General features: G+C 61.5%; 15 protein-coding genes. 3 read left to right on the forward strand and 12 right to left on the reverse strand.

The window, feature by feature from the left end:
* Positions 1–106: 106 nt before the first annotated feature.
* The 3 genes from IB241_RS05350 to IB241_RS05360 are packed head-to-tail and all read right to left on the reverse strand — an operon-like array spanning position 107 to position 3,067.
* A complete protein-coding gene (locus IB241_RS05350; protein WP_192297329.1) occupies positions 107–982 on the reverse strand; it encodes an alpha/beta hydrolase in 876 nt (291 codons plus the stop codon).
* A complete protein-coding gene (locus IB241_RS05355; protein WP_192297331.1) occupies positions 979–2,373 on the reverse strand; it encodes an aspartate aminotransferase family protein in 1,395 nt (464 codons plus the stop codon). The genes IB241_RS05350 and IB241_RS05355 overlap by 4 nt, the downstream gene beginning before the upstream one ends.
* Positions 2,366–3,067, reverse strand: coding sequence for an MtnX-like HAD-IB family phosphatase (locus IB241_RS05360; protein ID WP_192297332.1), 702 nt, complete (start codon positions 3,065–3,067; stop codon positions 2,366–2,368). The genes IB241_RS05355 and IB241_RS05360 overlap by 8 nt, the downstream gene beginning before the upstream one ends.
* Before the next feature lie 227 nt (positions 3,068–3,294).
* Between IB241_RS05360 and IB241_RS05365 the strand changes: the two genes are divergently transcribed.
* Positions 3,295–4,065 (forward strand): MipA/OmpV family protein, encoded by a 771-nt coding sequence (locus tag IB241_RS05365; RefSeq protein ID WP_192297333.1) that lies wholly within the window; start codon positions 3,295–3,297, stop codon positions 4,063–4,065.
* Between the two features lie 70 nt (positions 4,066–4,135).
* Here the strand turns inward: IB241_RS05365 and IB241_RS05370 are convergent, their stop codons facing one another.
* From IB241_RS05370 to IB241_RS05390, 5 genes are all read right to left on the reverse strand, one after another.
* Positions 4,136–4,528: an EamA family transporter gene (locus tag IB241_RS05370; RefSeq protein WP_192297334.1), complete on the reverse strand. Its 393-nt coding sequence runs from the start codon at positions 4,526–4,528 to the stop codon at positions 4,136–4,138.
* The gene (locus IB241_RS05375; RefSeq protein ID WP_192297335.1) at positions 4,525–4,905 is read right to left on the reverse strand and encodes a transporter; all 381 of its coding nucleotides are present in this window, start codon (positions 4,903–4,905) and stop codon (positions 4,525–4,527) included. The genes IB241_RS05370 and IB241_RS05375 overlap by 4 nt, the downstream gene beginning before the upstream one ends.
* Complete coding sequence (locus tag IB241_RS05380) at positions 4,902–5,822, reverse strand: arginase family protein (RefSeq protein ID WP_192297336.1); 921 nt, start codon at positions 5,820–5,822, stop codon at positions 4,902–4,904. Before IB241_RS05380 ends, IB241_RS05375 begins: the two co-directional genes overlap by 4 nt.
* 174 nt (positions 5,823–5,996) lie before the next feature.
* On the reverse strand, positions 5,997–6,650 hold the full coding sequence (locus tag IB241_RS05385; RefSeq protein WP_192297337.1) for a DsbA family oxidoreductase: 654 nt from the start codon (positions 6,648–6,650) through the stop codon (positions 5,997–5,999).
* 55 nt (positions 6,651–6,705) lie between these two features.
* Entirely contained in the window at positions 6,706–7,725 is a 1,020-nt protein-coding gene (locus IB241_RS05390) for an alpha/beta fold hydrolase (RefSeq protein ID WP_192297338.1), read from the reverse strand.
* A 182-nt stretch (positions 7,726–7,907) separates the two neighbouring features.
* Here IB241_RS05390 and metR point away from each other — a divergent pair, with 182 nt between their 5' ends.
* Positions 7,908–8,825: a transcriptional regulator MetR gene (gene metR, locus IB241_RS05395; RefSeq protein ID WP_192297340.1), complete on the forward strand. Its 918-nt coding sequence runs from the start codon at positions 7,908–7,910 to the stop codon at positions 8,823–8,825.
* A gap of 139 nt (positions 8,826–8,964) precedes the next feature.
* Here the strand turns inward: metR and IB241_RS05400 are convergent, their stop codons facing one another.
* The 4 genes from IB241_RS05400 to IB241_RS05415 form a co-directional block, all read right to left on the reverse strand.
* Positions 8,965–9,471 carry a GNAT family N-acetyltransferase gene (locus IB241_RS05400; RefSeq protein ID WP_192297342.1) on the reverse strand — a complete coding sequence of 169 codons (507 nt, stop codon included), beginning with the start codon at positions 9,469–9,471 and terminating at the stop codon, positions 8,965–8,967.
* Positions 9,468–10,106 carry a LysE family translocator gene (locus IB241_RS05405; RefSeq protein ID WP_192297344.1) on the reverse strand — a complete coding sequence of 213 codons (639 nt, stop codon included), beginning with the start codon at positions 10,104–10,106 and terminating at the stop codon, positions 9,468–9,470. Before IB241_RS05405 ends, IB241_RS05400 begins: the two co-directional genes overlap by 4 nt.
* Before the next feature lie 24 nt (positions 10,107–10,130).
* Positions 10,131–10,544, reverse strand: coding sequence for an NUDIX hydrolase (locus tag IB241_RS05410; protein WP_192297346.1), 414 nt, complete (start codon positions 10,542–10,544; stop codon positions 10,131–10,133).
* A gap of 110 nt (positions 10,545–10,654) precedes the next feature.
* Entirely contained in the window at positions 10,655–11,971 is a 1,317-nt protein-coding gene (locus IB241_RS05415; protein ID WP_192297348.1) for an HD domain-containing phosphohydrolase, read from the reverse strand.
* Positions 11,972–12,226: 255 nt separating this feature from the next.
* On the opposite strand from IB241_RS05415, the gene IB241_RS05420 reads away from it, so the two are divergent.
* A complete protein-coding gene (locus tag IB241_RS05420) occupies positions 12,227–14,101 on the forward strand; it encodes a putative bifunctional diguanylate cyclase/phosphodiesterase (protein WP_192297350.1) in 1,875 nt (624 codons plus the stop codon).
* Positions 14,102–14,150 lie beyond the last annotated feature (49 nt).

Here is a 14,150-nt window from a genome sequence, read left to right on the forward strand (position 1 = left end):
CGAATGCGGTGTATCAGTCAACACATTTATTGGCTGAACCACCGCATTCGCGAGCAAGCCCGCTCCCACATTCAAGCTGAGGTCGGCGGACAATTTCGGTTGGCTGTCAGACCGCCATTGCATGCAAACCAACATCGAACTGCGCTGGTTTGAAGGCGGTGTGCTGGTCAACGAACTCGGCACTCAGCTCGATCACCCGGCGGTATTGCAGGTCGACGGTGATCATGTGGTAGCAGTTGTCCAGCAGGATCTTGGTCACCGGCCCGCCCAGATGGCGCTCGACATAATCCGCGTTCCAGCGGCTGGTGATGTCGTCCTCGATGGAATGCAACACCAGCGCCGGCACGTTGACCTCGGGCATGCGTTTCTTGACCACTGCGTTCATCCGGTGCAACTCGCGCACGGTGATGCCCTCCATGGTCAACAAGCCCGCCTCGCTGCTCTCGCCCTCCTTCATCTGCCGTTCAACGATGGCCCGCAGGCGTTCGTTCTTGATGCCATATGGCGGCTTCTCTTCGAAGCGGCAGATGTGCACGCCGAACGGGATTTTCATCAGCAACGGGGTAAGGAACGCCAGTTTGTTGATGCTCCAGCCGTCGTACTTCAAGGTGGTCGAATACATCAGCAACCCGCTCACTTGCCCCGGATGCTCGGCGGCCACGTACATCGACATCACCGCGCCCATGGACAAGCCACCGACGAACACCTGGGCGTGGCGTTGCTTGACCTGGGCGAAGGTCTTGCGCACGCCGTCGTACCAGTCCAGCCAGCCGGTGGCCTGCAAGTCGCTGTTATCGCCGCAATGCCCGGCCAGGGTGGGCACGTACACCGTGCAATTGCCCGCCTTGGCCAGGCCCTTGGCGACCTGGCGCAATTCCGTCGGCGTGCCGGTCAGGCCGTGGATCAACAAGATCCCGACCGGACCTGCACCGAGAACGAAACCGGCAGTACCTTCACCGAGGTCGATCTCAGGCGTATTCACCGTTTGGTCGCTCGCACCAGCAGTTGCTCCAGCAGCTTCAGGCCCAGGTCGATTTCCGGGTAGCTGATTTCCAGGGACGGCGCCAGGGTGATCACGTTTTTGTAGTAACCGCCCACATCGAGGATCAGCCCGAGTTTCTGGCCGTCCACGATCATGTCGCCTTTCATGCCTTCTTCGACCATGTAGTCCAGGGTTGCCTTGTCCGGCGTGAAACCATCCGGGCCGCAGATTTCGCAGCGCAGGGCCAGGCCCAGGCCGTCGACGTCGCCGATGATCGGGAAGCGTTTCTGCAAGTCCTGCAGGCCTTCGAGGAAGTATTTGCCCTTGGCCATGACCATCGCGCCGTAGTCGACTTCGTTGGTCATCTTGAACATTTCCAGGCCTACCGCCGTGCCCAACGGGTTGGAGGCGAAGGTGGAGTGGGTCGAACCTGGCGGGAAGATCTTCGGGTTGATCAACTCTTCACGGGCCCAGATACCGCCCAGTGGGTTGAGGCCGTTGGTCAGCGCCTTGCCGAACACGATCACGTCCGGTTGCACGTCGAAGTGTTCGATCGACCACAGTTTGCCGGTGCGATAGAAGCCCATCTGAATCTCGTCGGAGACCATCAGGATGCCGTGCTGGTCCAGCACGTGCTTCAACTCACGGTAGAAGTTCATCGGCGGGATCACGTAGCCGCCGGTGCCCTGGATCGGCTCGACGTAAAACGCGGCGTATTCGCTGGAACCGACTTTCGGGTCCCACACGCCGTTGTATTCAGTCTCGAACAGGCGCGCGAATTGCTGCACGCAATGGCTGCCGTATTCTTCCTTGGTCATGCCTTTAGGGCCACGGAAGTGATACGGGAACGGAATGAACTGCGCACGCTCGCCAAAGTGGCCGTAGCGGCGACGGTAGCGGTAGCTGGAGGTGATCGACGAGGCGCCGAGGGTACGCCCGTGGTAGCCGCCTTCGAAGGCGAACATCAGGCTCTTGCCGTTGGTGGCGTTACGCACCACTTTCAACGAATCTTCGATGGACTGCGAACCGCCGACGTTGAAGTGCACACGACCGTCGAGGCCGAATTTCTTCTTGGCGTCGACCGCGATCATTTCCGACAGCTCGATCTTGCCCTTGTGCAGGTACTGGCTGGCGATTTGCGGCAGGGTGTCGATCTGCTGTTTCAGCGCGTTGTTCAGGCGCGGGTTGGCGTAGCCGAAGTTGACCGCCGAGTACCACATTTGCAGGTCGAGGTAGGCCTGGTCTTCGGTGTCCCACACGTAGGAGCCTTCGCAACGGCTGAAAATACGCGGCGGCTCGATGTAGTGGACGGTGTCGCCGTAGGAGCAATACTTGGCTTCTTTATCCAGAAGGATCTGGTCTTCGGCGGTAGCGATGCGGATATCAGACATGGTGGAAGAGTTCCTGGTTGTCGGCAGCAGTAAAGGAGGTGGCGTTGGCGGCGTTGCCCTGGGGCAGTCGAGCCAGCAAGGCGCTGACTTCGGCGAAGGTGTCGAAGCGCGCGTGGGGAATGTTGTGGGTGACGCAGTAGTCGGCGAGGCTGCCCTTGGCAAAGACGAAGTCGGCGGTGGAGGCCACGCACATGTCGGACTTGCCGTCGCCGATCACCAGCACGCGCTTGTTGCGCGGCGTGGATTTGCACTTGCAGTTGCCGGAGGCGGCGCGGCAGGCGTCGCTGGAATACGGGAAGTCGATGCGCCAGCTGTTCTGGTCGACCTGGCGCAGGCGGTTGGCGAGGATCGGCAACAAGGTCACGTAGTTGCGCGACAGGATGCGCGCGATGCCTTGCTCGATGCCGTCACTGACCACTTCGATGGACGCGCCCAGGCCGATGACCTGATCGACGAAGTCGGGGAAGTCCGGGTCGATCTCAACGCTGTCGAAGTACGCCAGCAGTTCCGTCGGGGTGGCCTTGATCAACGCCAGTTGGCGGCTCAGGCATTCGCGTGACCCGATATGCCCGTCCAGCCATTGCTGTTCGATGGTTTCCCACTCGGGCCCGGCGAAGCGTTGGAGGACGTTGTCGATAACATCGGTGGGGGTGATGGTCCCATCGAAGTCGCACACGATATGCCAGTCGATCATCTGTGTTTACCTTGGAAGAGCGCGCTGTATGCGCTTGCACCAGGGCTAGAGCAGGGACTGTGCCAACCGCACAAAGCCCAGCGGGGCTGGGGCTTTGCTCACTGCGTGATGGCATTTGTGTCAGCCGAGCTACAATTTTTGTAGCTTGCTACAAACAAGATCAGTGCTTGCGCCAGGGCGGCGCTTCGCGCGTTCATGCGCGCATATCCCCAGAAGGAAACGCTTTCATGCACAAGGTCAGTTCTGCTGTAGTCGCCGGTTTATTGGGGCTGTGGGGCTTTTGCAACGCGGCCCAGGCCGAGCCCATCACCGGCGAAGTCGGCGCGGGTCTTACCTATCAACCCCACGACCCGACCGGCAGCCGCTACGAAACCCGTCCCGTGCCCTACCTGGACCTGGACTGGGGCAATGTCAGCCTGAGCACCGAAGACGGCTTGAGCTGGAGCGCGCTGAAGACCCACGGGATCACCGCCGGCCCGTACATCAATTACTTGCAGGGGCGCACCTCGAACGGCGAGCTGCAAGGCTTGCGCAACGTCTCGGACATGGCTGAAGCAGGCGGTTTCATCCAATACGCACCGGCCGATTTCTGGCGCGTATACGCCCAACTGGGCCGGGCCGTTGGCGGCGGGCACGACCAAAGCGGCGTGCTGGGTAAAGTCGGCGGCGAACTGGGCTACCCGCTGGGCGGCGGCATTATCGGCAGCAGCAGCCTGATGGCGCACTTTGCCGACGCGCGCCAGACCCAGACCTTTTTCGGCGTCGACGCCAATGAATCTGCGGCCTCGGGCTTTCGCCCGTACAACGCCAGCGGCGGCTTCCAGAATGTGACGCTGAGCCAGAGCTTCGAGTTTCCGCTGGCGCCCAACTGGTCCTTGCTGACCAGTGCCAGCTGGGTGCACCTGGTGGGTTCGGCGGCAGACAGCAGCATCGTCAAGGAAGCCGGGGATGTGAACCAAGGCCAGGTGCAGACGGCGATCAGCTACAAATTCAACTGATTCAACTGGAACAACCTGTGGGAGCTGGCTTGCCTGCTCCCACATGGGCCTGCATTTCATAGCAGGTTGTTCAGTTTTCTTCGCCTTCGGCCAACAAGGCGATCCCGCCGATAATCACCGCCACGCCCACCCAGTGCAGCGCGCTGATATGCTCCCCCAGCCCCAGCCACGAACCGAGCAATACCACCACAAACACCAGTGAACTCAGCGGAAACGCCAGGGACAGGCTGCTGCGCCGCAGGATCAGCATCCACACGAAAAACGCGCCGATGTAGCAGGCAATCGCCGCCAGGATTGCGGGGTTGCGCGCCACTTCGCCCAGCCACAGCCAGTTGAAGTCCATCTGCCCCAGCTGGTCGCCGGCCACCTTGGTAAACAACTGTCCGGCGCTCTCGGTGCAGATCAGCAACGCCCACAACACCACCGTGCCAAAGCGCCCGTGTAGCCACGCGTGCGTACTCATACCTGCCCTCCTCCAATCGCCACCAACATCACGCCCAAGGTGATCACCCATGTCCCCGCCCAACGGCGACGGCTGACGGTCTCACCCAGCACCACTTTGCCCACCAGCACCACCCCGCAATACGCCAGCGCGGCGGCGGGGAACAGCAGGCTCAAGGGCGCACGGGACAAGGCTTCGAGCCAGACAAAAAACTCAATCGCATAGGCGCCGATCCCCGCCCACAACAACGGCGCATTGAATACCTGGCCCCAGAACGCGTTCAGGCGAAAGCCGCCTTCCAACTCGGGCAAACGGTCCAGGCCGAGCTTGAAACACAACTGGCCGATCACATCCAGCACGATGGAAAACGCCACCAGCAACACCACGGTCAACGTCACGGGAACAACTCCTCAAACAGATCGATCAGGACCGCATTGGTGGCCGCATTGCGTTGCAGATCCTCGGGGCTCCAGCGCTCGGGTGGCGGCTGGTCGGACTTGGCTTCCCAGCGCTTGAACGCGTTGCTGAATGCAGGCTGGGCGAACTCGCCGCACACGTCGATGCCAATGATCCGCTTGCGCGCCGCCAAGGCACGCAGGGCCTGGAGCAAGTGGCTCAGGCGCATGCCGCCCTGATCCCAATTGGTGGCGGCGTCTTCGCTGGCGAGCACGTCTTTGTCGATGGTGATCCAGATCGCCTCGGTGGGCAGGCTGTCGATCATCTGGTCGAGAAACTCAGCCCAGTCCAGCTCGGCCAAATTGCGCCAGTGCAGGTGGTTTTCCTGCTGCCGGTGCCCGGCGCCATCGCCGACCCGGCCCCAGACTTTCGAGGGTGGATGCTGCCAGGGAAACAGCTGCAATTGCCCGCGCTTGAGCGCCCCGAGGTTGCCACCGCGCAGTTGCGGGTTATGCAGGTCGTCGCTGCAGGGGCCGAGGGTGACGATGCGTTTGATCGCCGGCATTTTCAGCGCGCGATTGACCCACGAGCCACAGTGGCGCTTGGGCGCAAAGCGCACCCAGTCGGGGTGGTTGTCGAAGTGGATCAGGCTGACGGGCTCTTTCAAGTCGGCGAGAAACGCCGGTGTGAGGTGGTGATAGTCGCCGGAGCCGACAAACAGGATGTCCGGCCGCGCATCCACCGGCCGGGGCCGCTGGGCCAGGCGTTGGGCGAAAGACTTCCAGGTTTTTTCGGTGGACCACAGGCGCAGCTTGGGGCCCAGGTCCAGCAGGTCGATGCGCGTGGCCTGACCGCTGGCCAGGCGCCGGGCAATCGGCGGTTGGCTGGTGAGGCTGTGATCGAGGTCGAGAATATTCAAGGCAGAGGTGCCCCCTTTATGGCTTCAGGGGGTCAATGCAAGGGCCGGGCCAGCGGGTCTTTTGTGAACAATGAGTAACCCATGTGGGAGCGGGCTTGCTCGCGAACGCGGTGGATCAGCAACAGGTTTAGTGACTGGCACTCCGCTTTCGCGAGCAAGCCCGCTCCCACATTTTTAGTTGCGGGATTCGTTGATGATCTGGCGAATCGCGCCGACAAACGCTTCAGCCGGTTGCCCACCGCTCACCGCGTACTGGTCGTTGAACACAATGGTCGGCACCGACGTCACGCCACGCGACACCCACAGTTCCTCTTGCTCACGCACCTCGGCGGCATATTCGTCAGACGCCAGAATCTCAGCCGCGCGCTTCAGGTCCAGCCCGACGCTTTCGGCGATGATCGCCAGGGTCGCGTGGTCGGAAGGGTCCTGGCCGTCGCTGAAGTACGCCTTGAACAGCGCTTCCTTGAGGTTGTACTGCAAACCTTCGAGGCCAGCCCAATGCAGCAGGCGGTGAGCATCAAAGGTGTTGTAGATGCGGCTCTGGCCGTCGGTGCGAAAGGCAAAGCCCAGCGCGGCACCCATGTCGCGGATGCGCTCGCGGTTGGCCTGGGATTGCTCGGCAGTGGAGCCGTATTTTTCGCTGATGTGCTCGACGATGTTTTGCCCTTCGGCGGGCATGTTGGGGTTCAGTTCGAACGGCTGGAAATGGATCTCGGCCTGCACGTCGGCGCCGAGCTGGTCGAGGGCTTCGGTCAGGCCGCGCAGGCCGATGATGCACCAGGGGCAGGACACGTCGCTGACGAAATCGATTTTCAGGGGAGTACTCATGGTGGGCAACCTCGTAGGCAAAAACGCGCCAGAAAGGTTGCACGATACACCAATGTCACAACACCTTCGAAGGCTCGCCCAGGTCAATCCGCGCCAGGTGCGCCGCGTCTTGGCGATGGGCTTGCAGGTACGGCAACACCGCCGTCAGCAGCGGCGCCTTGAACGCTTCCTGGAAACGGTGGGCCATGCCGGGAATCAACCTCAATTCGCTGCCCTGGATATGCGCCGCCAAGTGCACGCCGTGCATCACCGGCAACAGCGGGTCGGCGGTTCCGTGGACGACCAGGGTCGGCACGCGCAGTTGGTTGAGTAGCGGCACGCGGCTCGGTTCGGCCAGGATCGCCATGATCTGGCGCTTCACGCCATCGGGGTTGAACGCGCGGTCGTAGGACAGCGCCGCCTGGTGCAACAGCGCCTGGCGATCATCCTTCACATTCGGGCTGCCCAGTGCGGCGAGCAAGTCGGCCTGTTGCTCTAGCGCCACCTCACGGTTGGGCGCGCTGCGTCGCGACAACAATTGCACCAACGCCGCATTCGGCGCCGGCAGGCCTTCGGCGCCGGAGCTGGTCATGATCAGCGTGAGGCTTTCGACTCGCTGCGGCGCCATGGCCGCCAGGTGCTGGGCGATCATGCCGCCCATGCTCGCGCCCAGCACGTGGAATTGCTGGATCTGCAACGCGTCCATCAGGCCGATGGCGTCATCGGCCATATCGGTCAGTGTGTAAGGCGCCGCCACCGGCAGGCCGAGTTTGTAGCGCAGCACTTCGAAGGTCAGGTTGGCGCTGGCCGGGGCCTGGCGCCAGGAGGACAGGCCGACGTCACGGTTGTCGTAGCGGATCACCCGAAAACCCTGTTGGCACAGGGCGACGACCACTTCATCCGGCCAGTGGATCAACTGCCCGCCCAGGCCCATCACCAGCAACAAGGCCGGGTCGGAGGCACGACCGATGCTCTGGTAGGCGATGCTTACCTGAGCCAGGTCGACCGTTTGGGTCGGGACATTGACGTCACATCGAGAAGCCGCAAAAGACGGCAGGCCGAACAAGAAAGCGGCCAGTAAAAGCAACACGCGCATGAAAAACACCGAAACGCAGAACCCCAGTAGAGCGCGAGTCTGATGAAGTTTGTTCAAGCGCGCTGCCACAGTTGCGTGACAGTTTGATGAAGAGTGCCCAGCGGTCATAGTCGACAGGCCTTACAACATGAGACAAACTCACGGCATTCCGATTCGTCACAAATTATCTTCATGGAGAGCCCGTGCTCGAAATCCGCCACCTCAAGACCCTGCACGCCCTGCGCGAAGCCGACAGCCTGGTGGAAGCCGCCGAACGTCTGCATCTGACGCAATCGGCGCTGTCCCATCAGTTCAAGGAGCTGGAAGAACGTCTGGGCATGCCGCTGTTCGTGCGCAAGACCAAGCCGCTGCGCTTCACCAGCGCCGGCCTGCGCCTACTGCAATTGGCCGACGCCACCCTGCCGCTGCTGCGCGGCGCCGAGCGTGATATTGCACGTTTGGCCGGTGGCACCGCCGGACGCTTGCACATGGCGATCGAATGCCACAGCTGCTTCCAGTGGCTGATGCCGACCATCGACCAGTTCCGCGACGCGTGGCCGGAGGTCGAGCTGGACCTGGCCTCCGGCTTTGCCTTCGCACCACTGCCGGCCTTGGCCCGTGGCGACCTGGATCTGGTAGTGACGTCCGACCCGCTGGAACTGCCAGGCATCACCTATGTACCGTTGTTCACCTACGAAGCCATGCTGGCGGTGGCGAACCAGCATGCGTTGGCAAGCAAATCCTATATCGTCCCCGAAGACCTGCTGACCGAAACCCTGATCACCTATCCGGTGGAGCGCGACCGCCTGGACATCTTCACCCGCTTCCTCGAACCCGCCGACGTCGAACCGGCCCAGGTGCGCACCTCGGAGCTGACGGTGATGATGATGCAACTGGTGGCCAGCGGCCGTGGTGTGTGCGGCATGCCCCATTGGGCGCTGCATGAATACAGCTCGCGCGGGTATGTGAAAGCCAAGCGCCTGGGCGAGAAAGGCTTGTTTGCGACGCTGTATGCGGGGATTCGTGCGGACATGTTGGATGCGCCGTATATGCGCGATTTCCTGCTGACGGCCAAGGACACGTCGTTTTCGACATTGGATGGGGTCAGCGCCGTCCGCTGATACTGAAAACTCTGATGATCAAAATGTGGGAGCGGGCTTGCTCGCGAATGCGGTGGTTCAGTCGAATTATCTGTACCTGACACACCGCTTTCGCGAGCAAGCCCGCTCCCACATTGGATAGGGTTTCCACAGTTGGATTTCAGTCGGTCTTCAGTTCGCGCCACATGTGGATTTTGTCGAAGTATTCGACGCCCACCCTCACCGCCAACGGTTCCAGGCCGTATTGGATGAAACCGCAACGCTGGTACAGCGCAAACGCCGCGGCATTGCCGGCGGTTACGGTCAGTTGGATCACCTTCAGGCGCGGCTGCCTGCGCGCCTCATCCAGTGCCGCCTCGACCAGTTGACGGCCCACACCCTGGTGCTGATGGCGGGCATTCACATACATGCCAAACAACGTCACCTTGTGCCACGCCTTCTCCCGAGGCTCGAACGCCAGGCCGACAATACCGACCAGTTCATCCCCTTCAAAAGCACCGAGCAATCGATCCAACGGGCTGTCCAGACGCTTCTCCCACCAGCTCAACGGCATCGCCGCACGCTCGGCCACGCTGGAGGTGAAGGCCTGGGGATAGACGCCATACGCCTCCAGCATCAATGCCCGATACGCCTGCGCGTCACGGGCGGCCAGCGTGCGGATGATCATGCGCTGCGGCGCTGCTCAAGCATCAGGCGCACGGCCAGGGCCGCCAGCACGAAGCCCATGAAGTAGCGCTGCACCGCCAGCCAGGTCGGGTTGTTGATAAACCAACTGGCAATACTCGCGGCAAAAATCGCGATCAGCGCATTGACCATAAAACTCACGCTGATCTGGGTGAAACCGAGCATCAGGCTCTGGGTGAACACCGAACCGTGTTCCGGGGTGATGAATTGCGGAAACACCGAAAGGTAGAACACCGCGATCTTCGGGTTCAACGCGCTGGTGAGAAAGCCCATGGTCACCAACTTGCGCGGGGAGTCCGCCGGCAGTTGCTGGGCTTCGAAGGGCGAGCGCGCGCCGGGCTTGACCGCCTGCCAGGCCAACCACAGCAGGTACAGCGCGCCGGCCCATTTGAGCACTTCATAGGCCATTGGCACGGCGAGAAACACCGCGGTCAAACCCGCCGCCGCGGCGAACAGGTGCACAAAGAAACCCGCGACCACACCCAACAACGACACCAGGCCCGCCTTGCGCCCCTGGCAGATCGAACGGGAGATCAGGTAGATCATGTTCGGACCAGGGGTCAACACCATCAGCAGGCAGGCAGCGGCGAAAATCAGCAACTCGTTGAGTGGGATCACGGTTCAGTCCTTTGAGCCTGTGTGTCAGGCGGTGGTGGTCAGCGATGCGCGATAAAACGGCAGGATCAGGTCACGTGTCAAGGGTGCCAAAACCAGGCCGCCATCGCCGGCCGGGTCGATCCAACGCACTTCTTCAATTTCGGCGGCGGGGTTCACCGGCACGTCGATGCAAACCTTGTACAACTGCGCCTCGACGGTATAACCAGGCTCATTGGCGGCGGGTGCCGAAAAGTGCCCGAGGTACACGGCGGCGTTGGGGTCGATACGCAGGTTGAGTTCTTCGTGCAGTTCACGGGCCAGGGCTTCGGCAGGTTGCTCACCGGCGTCGATCTTGCCGCCCGGTTGCATGAACGCCTGAGTACCGCGCTTGCGCACCAGCAGGGTTTGGCCGTCGCTGCCGATCAGGAGGGCGGCGGCGATGCGGATGGTGGACGGCATGGGAGGGTTTCCTTGGGGCAAAGGGTGCAAGAATCACATGTGCGCATGGAACACAGCAATCAATGTGGGAGGGGCGGTGCGACGACTCGACCAGGCCCCTCGCGGATTTTTTACTGGAGTGCGCCTGAAGCGCCTGGATCTTCCTTGATGAAGACGCTGTACTTGGCGCCTTCCATCGCCTCGAACGCAATCAGCTTGTCCACCAGCGGCAGATTCAGCACCTTGCCGGCGTTGAGCAGCAGCATGCCGTTGTCGGCGTTGAGGTTGCGCGCCAGCACCATGCCGTCGGCCAGTTCGCGGGTGGTCAGCACTTTGATCGACGGATCACCGAGGGTCACATCGCTGAGGAACTTGGCGCAGGCCTGGGAGAACGCTTCCACCAGCTCCGGGTCATAGAGTCGCCCGGTGTATTTCTGGATGTACAACAGCGCCTCGCCACTGTTCATCTGCCGTTCAAGGATCAGGCCCTTCTGCAACTCGATGAAGTCCACCGCCAGTTTCAACAGGCGCGAGCCGAACGGGATCGCCTCGCCCTTGAGGTGGTCGGGAAACCCGCTGCCATCCCAGCGCTCCTGGTGGTGGCGAATGATCCGCGCCGCGTCCTTCATCGGTTCCAGGGTCATCAACAGCGATTCACTCTGGGTCGGATAGGCACGGTACTGTTCGCGGTCGGTGCTGTGCAGTTTGTCGGACGGGGCGACCAGCATGTTGTCGTTCCAGCTCAGCTTGCCGATGTTGTAGAGCGCGGCGGCCATGGTCAGGTCGCGGGTGCTGGCTTCGTCCATGCATTGGGACGCGCAGTACACGCGCACCAGTTCGATCAACGGGCGGTTGGTCTGCTTGTCCTTGGGCAGGCGCAGGTTGGCCAGCAGCGAGAACACTTCGGTGCCGGTCACATAGCTGCGCTTGAGTTCGTCGTAGGCCAGGTCGAGCATGTCGGCGGTTTGCTGCAACTCGCTGGTACGCGCGGCCACGCGTTTTTCCAGGGTGGCGTTGAGCGTCTTGAGCTGATCGTTCTGCTCCAGGGTCAGGCGCTCCAGGCGCTGATGCTCCAGGGCCTGCTGCAGGATCAGCTTGAGCTCGTCGTCATTCCAGGGTTTGCCGATATAACGGTGGATCTGCCCTTCGTTGATCGCCTTGATGATCGTCGGCAGGTCGGCGTAGCCGGTCAGCAGGATACGGCTGGTGGCCGGGTAAAGCTCGTGTACCTTGGCCAGCAGCGTGGCGCCGTCCATGTTCGGCATGCGCGCATCGCTCATCACCAGGTCGATGGGTTGCGCCGCCATGATCTCCAGCGCCTGGGCTCCGCTGCCGGCGAGCACCACGTCATAGGGCTGGCCCCGCAACAGGCGACGCAGGCTATTGAGGATCGACTCTTCGTCGTCGACCAGCAAGATCGTAGGGTTCACAGCGAGTTGATCATCCATGGATACTGCGCCTTCAAATTAAACAGAATTGATCTAAATTGAACCATTGAGCCCGGAGGTACTGCGTCGTAGAAAAGCCTGGCCTATAAACGCCGGATGCCTCAGGGTGAGAACCGGGGTTGATTTGACGCCAACTGGCCGTCGATTTCAAGGGAACTCGACTACGCTGTCAGAGCCGGTGTGCGCTTCGCTCAGCAGTGGAATCAGGGAAGGAATCGTTATGTTGTCGTACCTTACGCAGTTGCGGAGCGCATCATGAATCCGGGCTCAGGACGGGCCAACCGTCGCATTCTGATCGTCGATGACACCGCATCGATCCACCAGGACTTTCGCAAGATCCTCTGTGCCCATCCCGATGATGAACCGACCCTGGACGGCCTCGAAGAGGCGCTGTTCGGCACGGTCGCCCCGGTGCGCCAGGCGTTTGAGCTCGACTCCGCCTACCAGGGGCAAGAGGCCCTGGCCCTGGTGAACAAGGCCCTCGCGGCGAACGCCCCTTATGCCATGGTGTTTATCGACATGCGCATGCCGCCAGGCTGGGATGGCCTGCAAACCATCGAACAGCTGTGGAATGTCGACCCCAACTTGCAGATCGCACTGTGCACCGCGTACTCCGACTATTCCTTCGAAGCCATCGAGGCGCGGTTGAAGTACAACGACCAGCTACTGATCCTGAAAAAACCCTTCGACCACCTGGAAATCCGCCAGATGGCCAGCGCCCTGACCTGGAAATGGCAGCTCGCCCAAGATGTCGCGCTCAAGGTCATCGGCCTGGAACGCACCATTGAAGAACGTGTGCAGGAACTGCTGAAAGTCTCGCACCTGCTGCAATACGACGCGCTCACCGAGTTGCCCAACAGCACGCTGCTGGGTGACCGCCTGACCCAGTCCATTGCCCTGAGCCGGCGGCATGACAAGCAGTTGGCGGTGATGTTTGTCGGGCTCGACCGCTTCAAACGCATCAATAACGCGTTGGGCTACCCAGTCGGCGACGAGGTACTCCAGCAGGTCAGCCAGGGACTGGTGGCGACGGTGCGCGATTCGGACTCGGTGTTCCGCTACGGCTCCGACGAGTTCGTCATCGTCCTCAACGACATCCAGCACCCCCAGCAAACCCAGCATGTGGCACATAAGATCCTCAAGGCCATCGGCGCCACCCGCCATGTCGCCGGGCACGACCTGAGCGTCACCGCCAGCCTGGGCATCAGCATTTACCCCAACGACAGCGGCAATGCCGTGGAGTTGATCAAGCACGCTGAAACCGCCATGCACACCAGCAAGGAGCGTGGCCCCAACGACTTCAGCTTCTATACCGAGGACATGAACCTGCGCGCCCAGCGCCAGCAGAACATGGAAAGCGCGATTCGCCAGGCGCTGGACCGCGATGAGCTCGTGCTGCATTACCAGCCCAAGCTGGACCTCAAGTCCGGGCAGATCGTCGGGGCGGAGGCGCTGATCCGCTGGTATCAACCGCGCTCGGGCTGGGTCAACCCGGCCGAGTTCATTCCGGTGGCCGAAGACAGCGGCCTGATCGTGCGCGTGACCCTCTGGGTGTTGCAGCAAGCCTGTGAACAGACACAAGCCTGGCGGGCGATGGGCCTGGCGCCGTTGACCATCTCGGTGAATGTCTCGGCGATTGACCTGCGCCAGCGCGACTTTGTCGACAACCTGGCCGCCATCCTCAAGCAGACCGGCCTGCCACCCGCACAGCTGGAGCTGGAAATCACCGAAAGCGTGTTGATGCAGAACGTCGAGGAAACCGTCACCCAGCTGGAATCCATCAAGGTCATGGGCGTGCGCCTGGCCCTGGATGATTTCGGCACCGGTTACTCCAGCCTGAGTTACCTGCGGCGCTTTCCCATCGATGTGTTGAAAATCGACCAATCCTTTGTGCGCGGCATGGGTACAAACAGCCAGGACGCGCAGTTGATCAGCGCTATCATCGGCATGGGCAAGAGCCTGGACCTGAACATCATTGCCGAAGGGGTGGAAACCTTCGAGCAACTGACCTTCCTGCGTAATCAGCACTGCGAGGAAGGTCAGGGATTCCTGTTCAGCAAGGCCGTGTCATCGAAGGATTTCACCCAGATGTTGCAAGTGGGTTCCGCAACGCTGATGCCCAACCAATAAACAGCCCTATGCTTGCAAGGAGTGCTCGCTTGAGCCAAGCCCCAACCTA

This window comes from Pseudomonas sp. PDM05 (assembly GCF_014851685.1).
Taxonomy (GTDB): Bacteria; Pseudomonadota; Gammaproteobacteria; order Pseudomonadales; family Pseudomonadaceae; genus Aquipseudomonas.

What these genes read in the sequence shown, in the direction of transcription:
- IB241_RS05415 (WP_192297348.1), bottom strand. Translation starts at nt 11,971, where the DNA reads ATGGATGATCAACTCGCTGTGAACCCTACGATCTTGCTGGTCGACGAC.
- IB241_RS05355 (WP_192297331.1), bottom strand. Translation starts at nt 2,373, where the DNA reads ATGTCTGATATCCGCATCGCTACCGCCGAAGACCAGATCCTTCTGGAT.
- IB241_RS05420 (WP_192297350.1), top strand. Translation starts at nt 12,227, where the DNA reads ATGAATCCGGGCTCAGGACGGGCCAACCGTCGCATTCTGATCGTCGAT.
- IB241_RS05385 (WP_192297337.1), bottom strand. Translation starts at nt 6,650, where the DNA reads ATGAGTACTCCCCTGAAAATCGATTTCGTCAGCGACGTGTCCTGCCCC.
- IB241_RS05360 (WP_192297332.1), bottom strand. Translation starts at nt 3,067, where the DNA reads ATGATCGACTGGCATATCGTGTGCGACTTCGATGGGACCATCACCCCC.
- IB241_RS05400 (WP_192297342.1), bottom strand. Translation starts at nt 9,471, where the DNA reads ATGATCATCCGCACGCTGGCCGCCCGTGACGCGCAGGCGTATCGGGCA.
- IB241_RS05365 (WP_192297333.1), top strand. Translation starts at nt 3,295, where the DNA reads ATGCACAAGGTCAGTTCTGCTGTAGTCGCCGGTTTATTGGGGCTGTGG.
- IB241_RS05370 (WP_192297334.1), bottom strand. Translation starts at nt 4,528, where the DNA reads ATGAGTACGCACGCGTGGCTACACGGGCGCTTTGGCACGGTGGTGTTG.
- IB241_RS05410 (WP_192297346.1), bottom strand. Translation starts at nt 10,544, where the DNA reads ATGCCGTCCACCATCCGCATCGCCGCCGCCCTCCTGATCGGCAGCGAC.
- IB241_RS05390 (WP_192297338.1), bottom strand. Translation starts at nt 7,725, where the DNA reads ATGCGCGTGTTGCTTTTACTGGCCGCTTTCTTGTTCGGCCTGCCGTCT.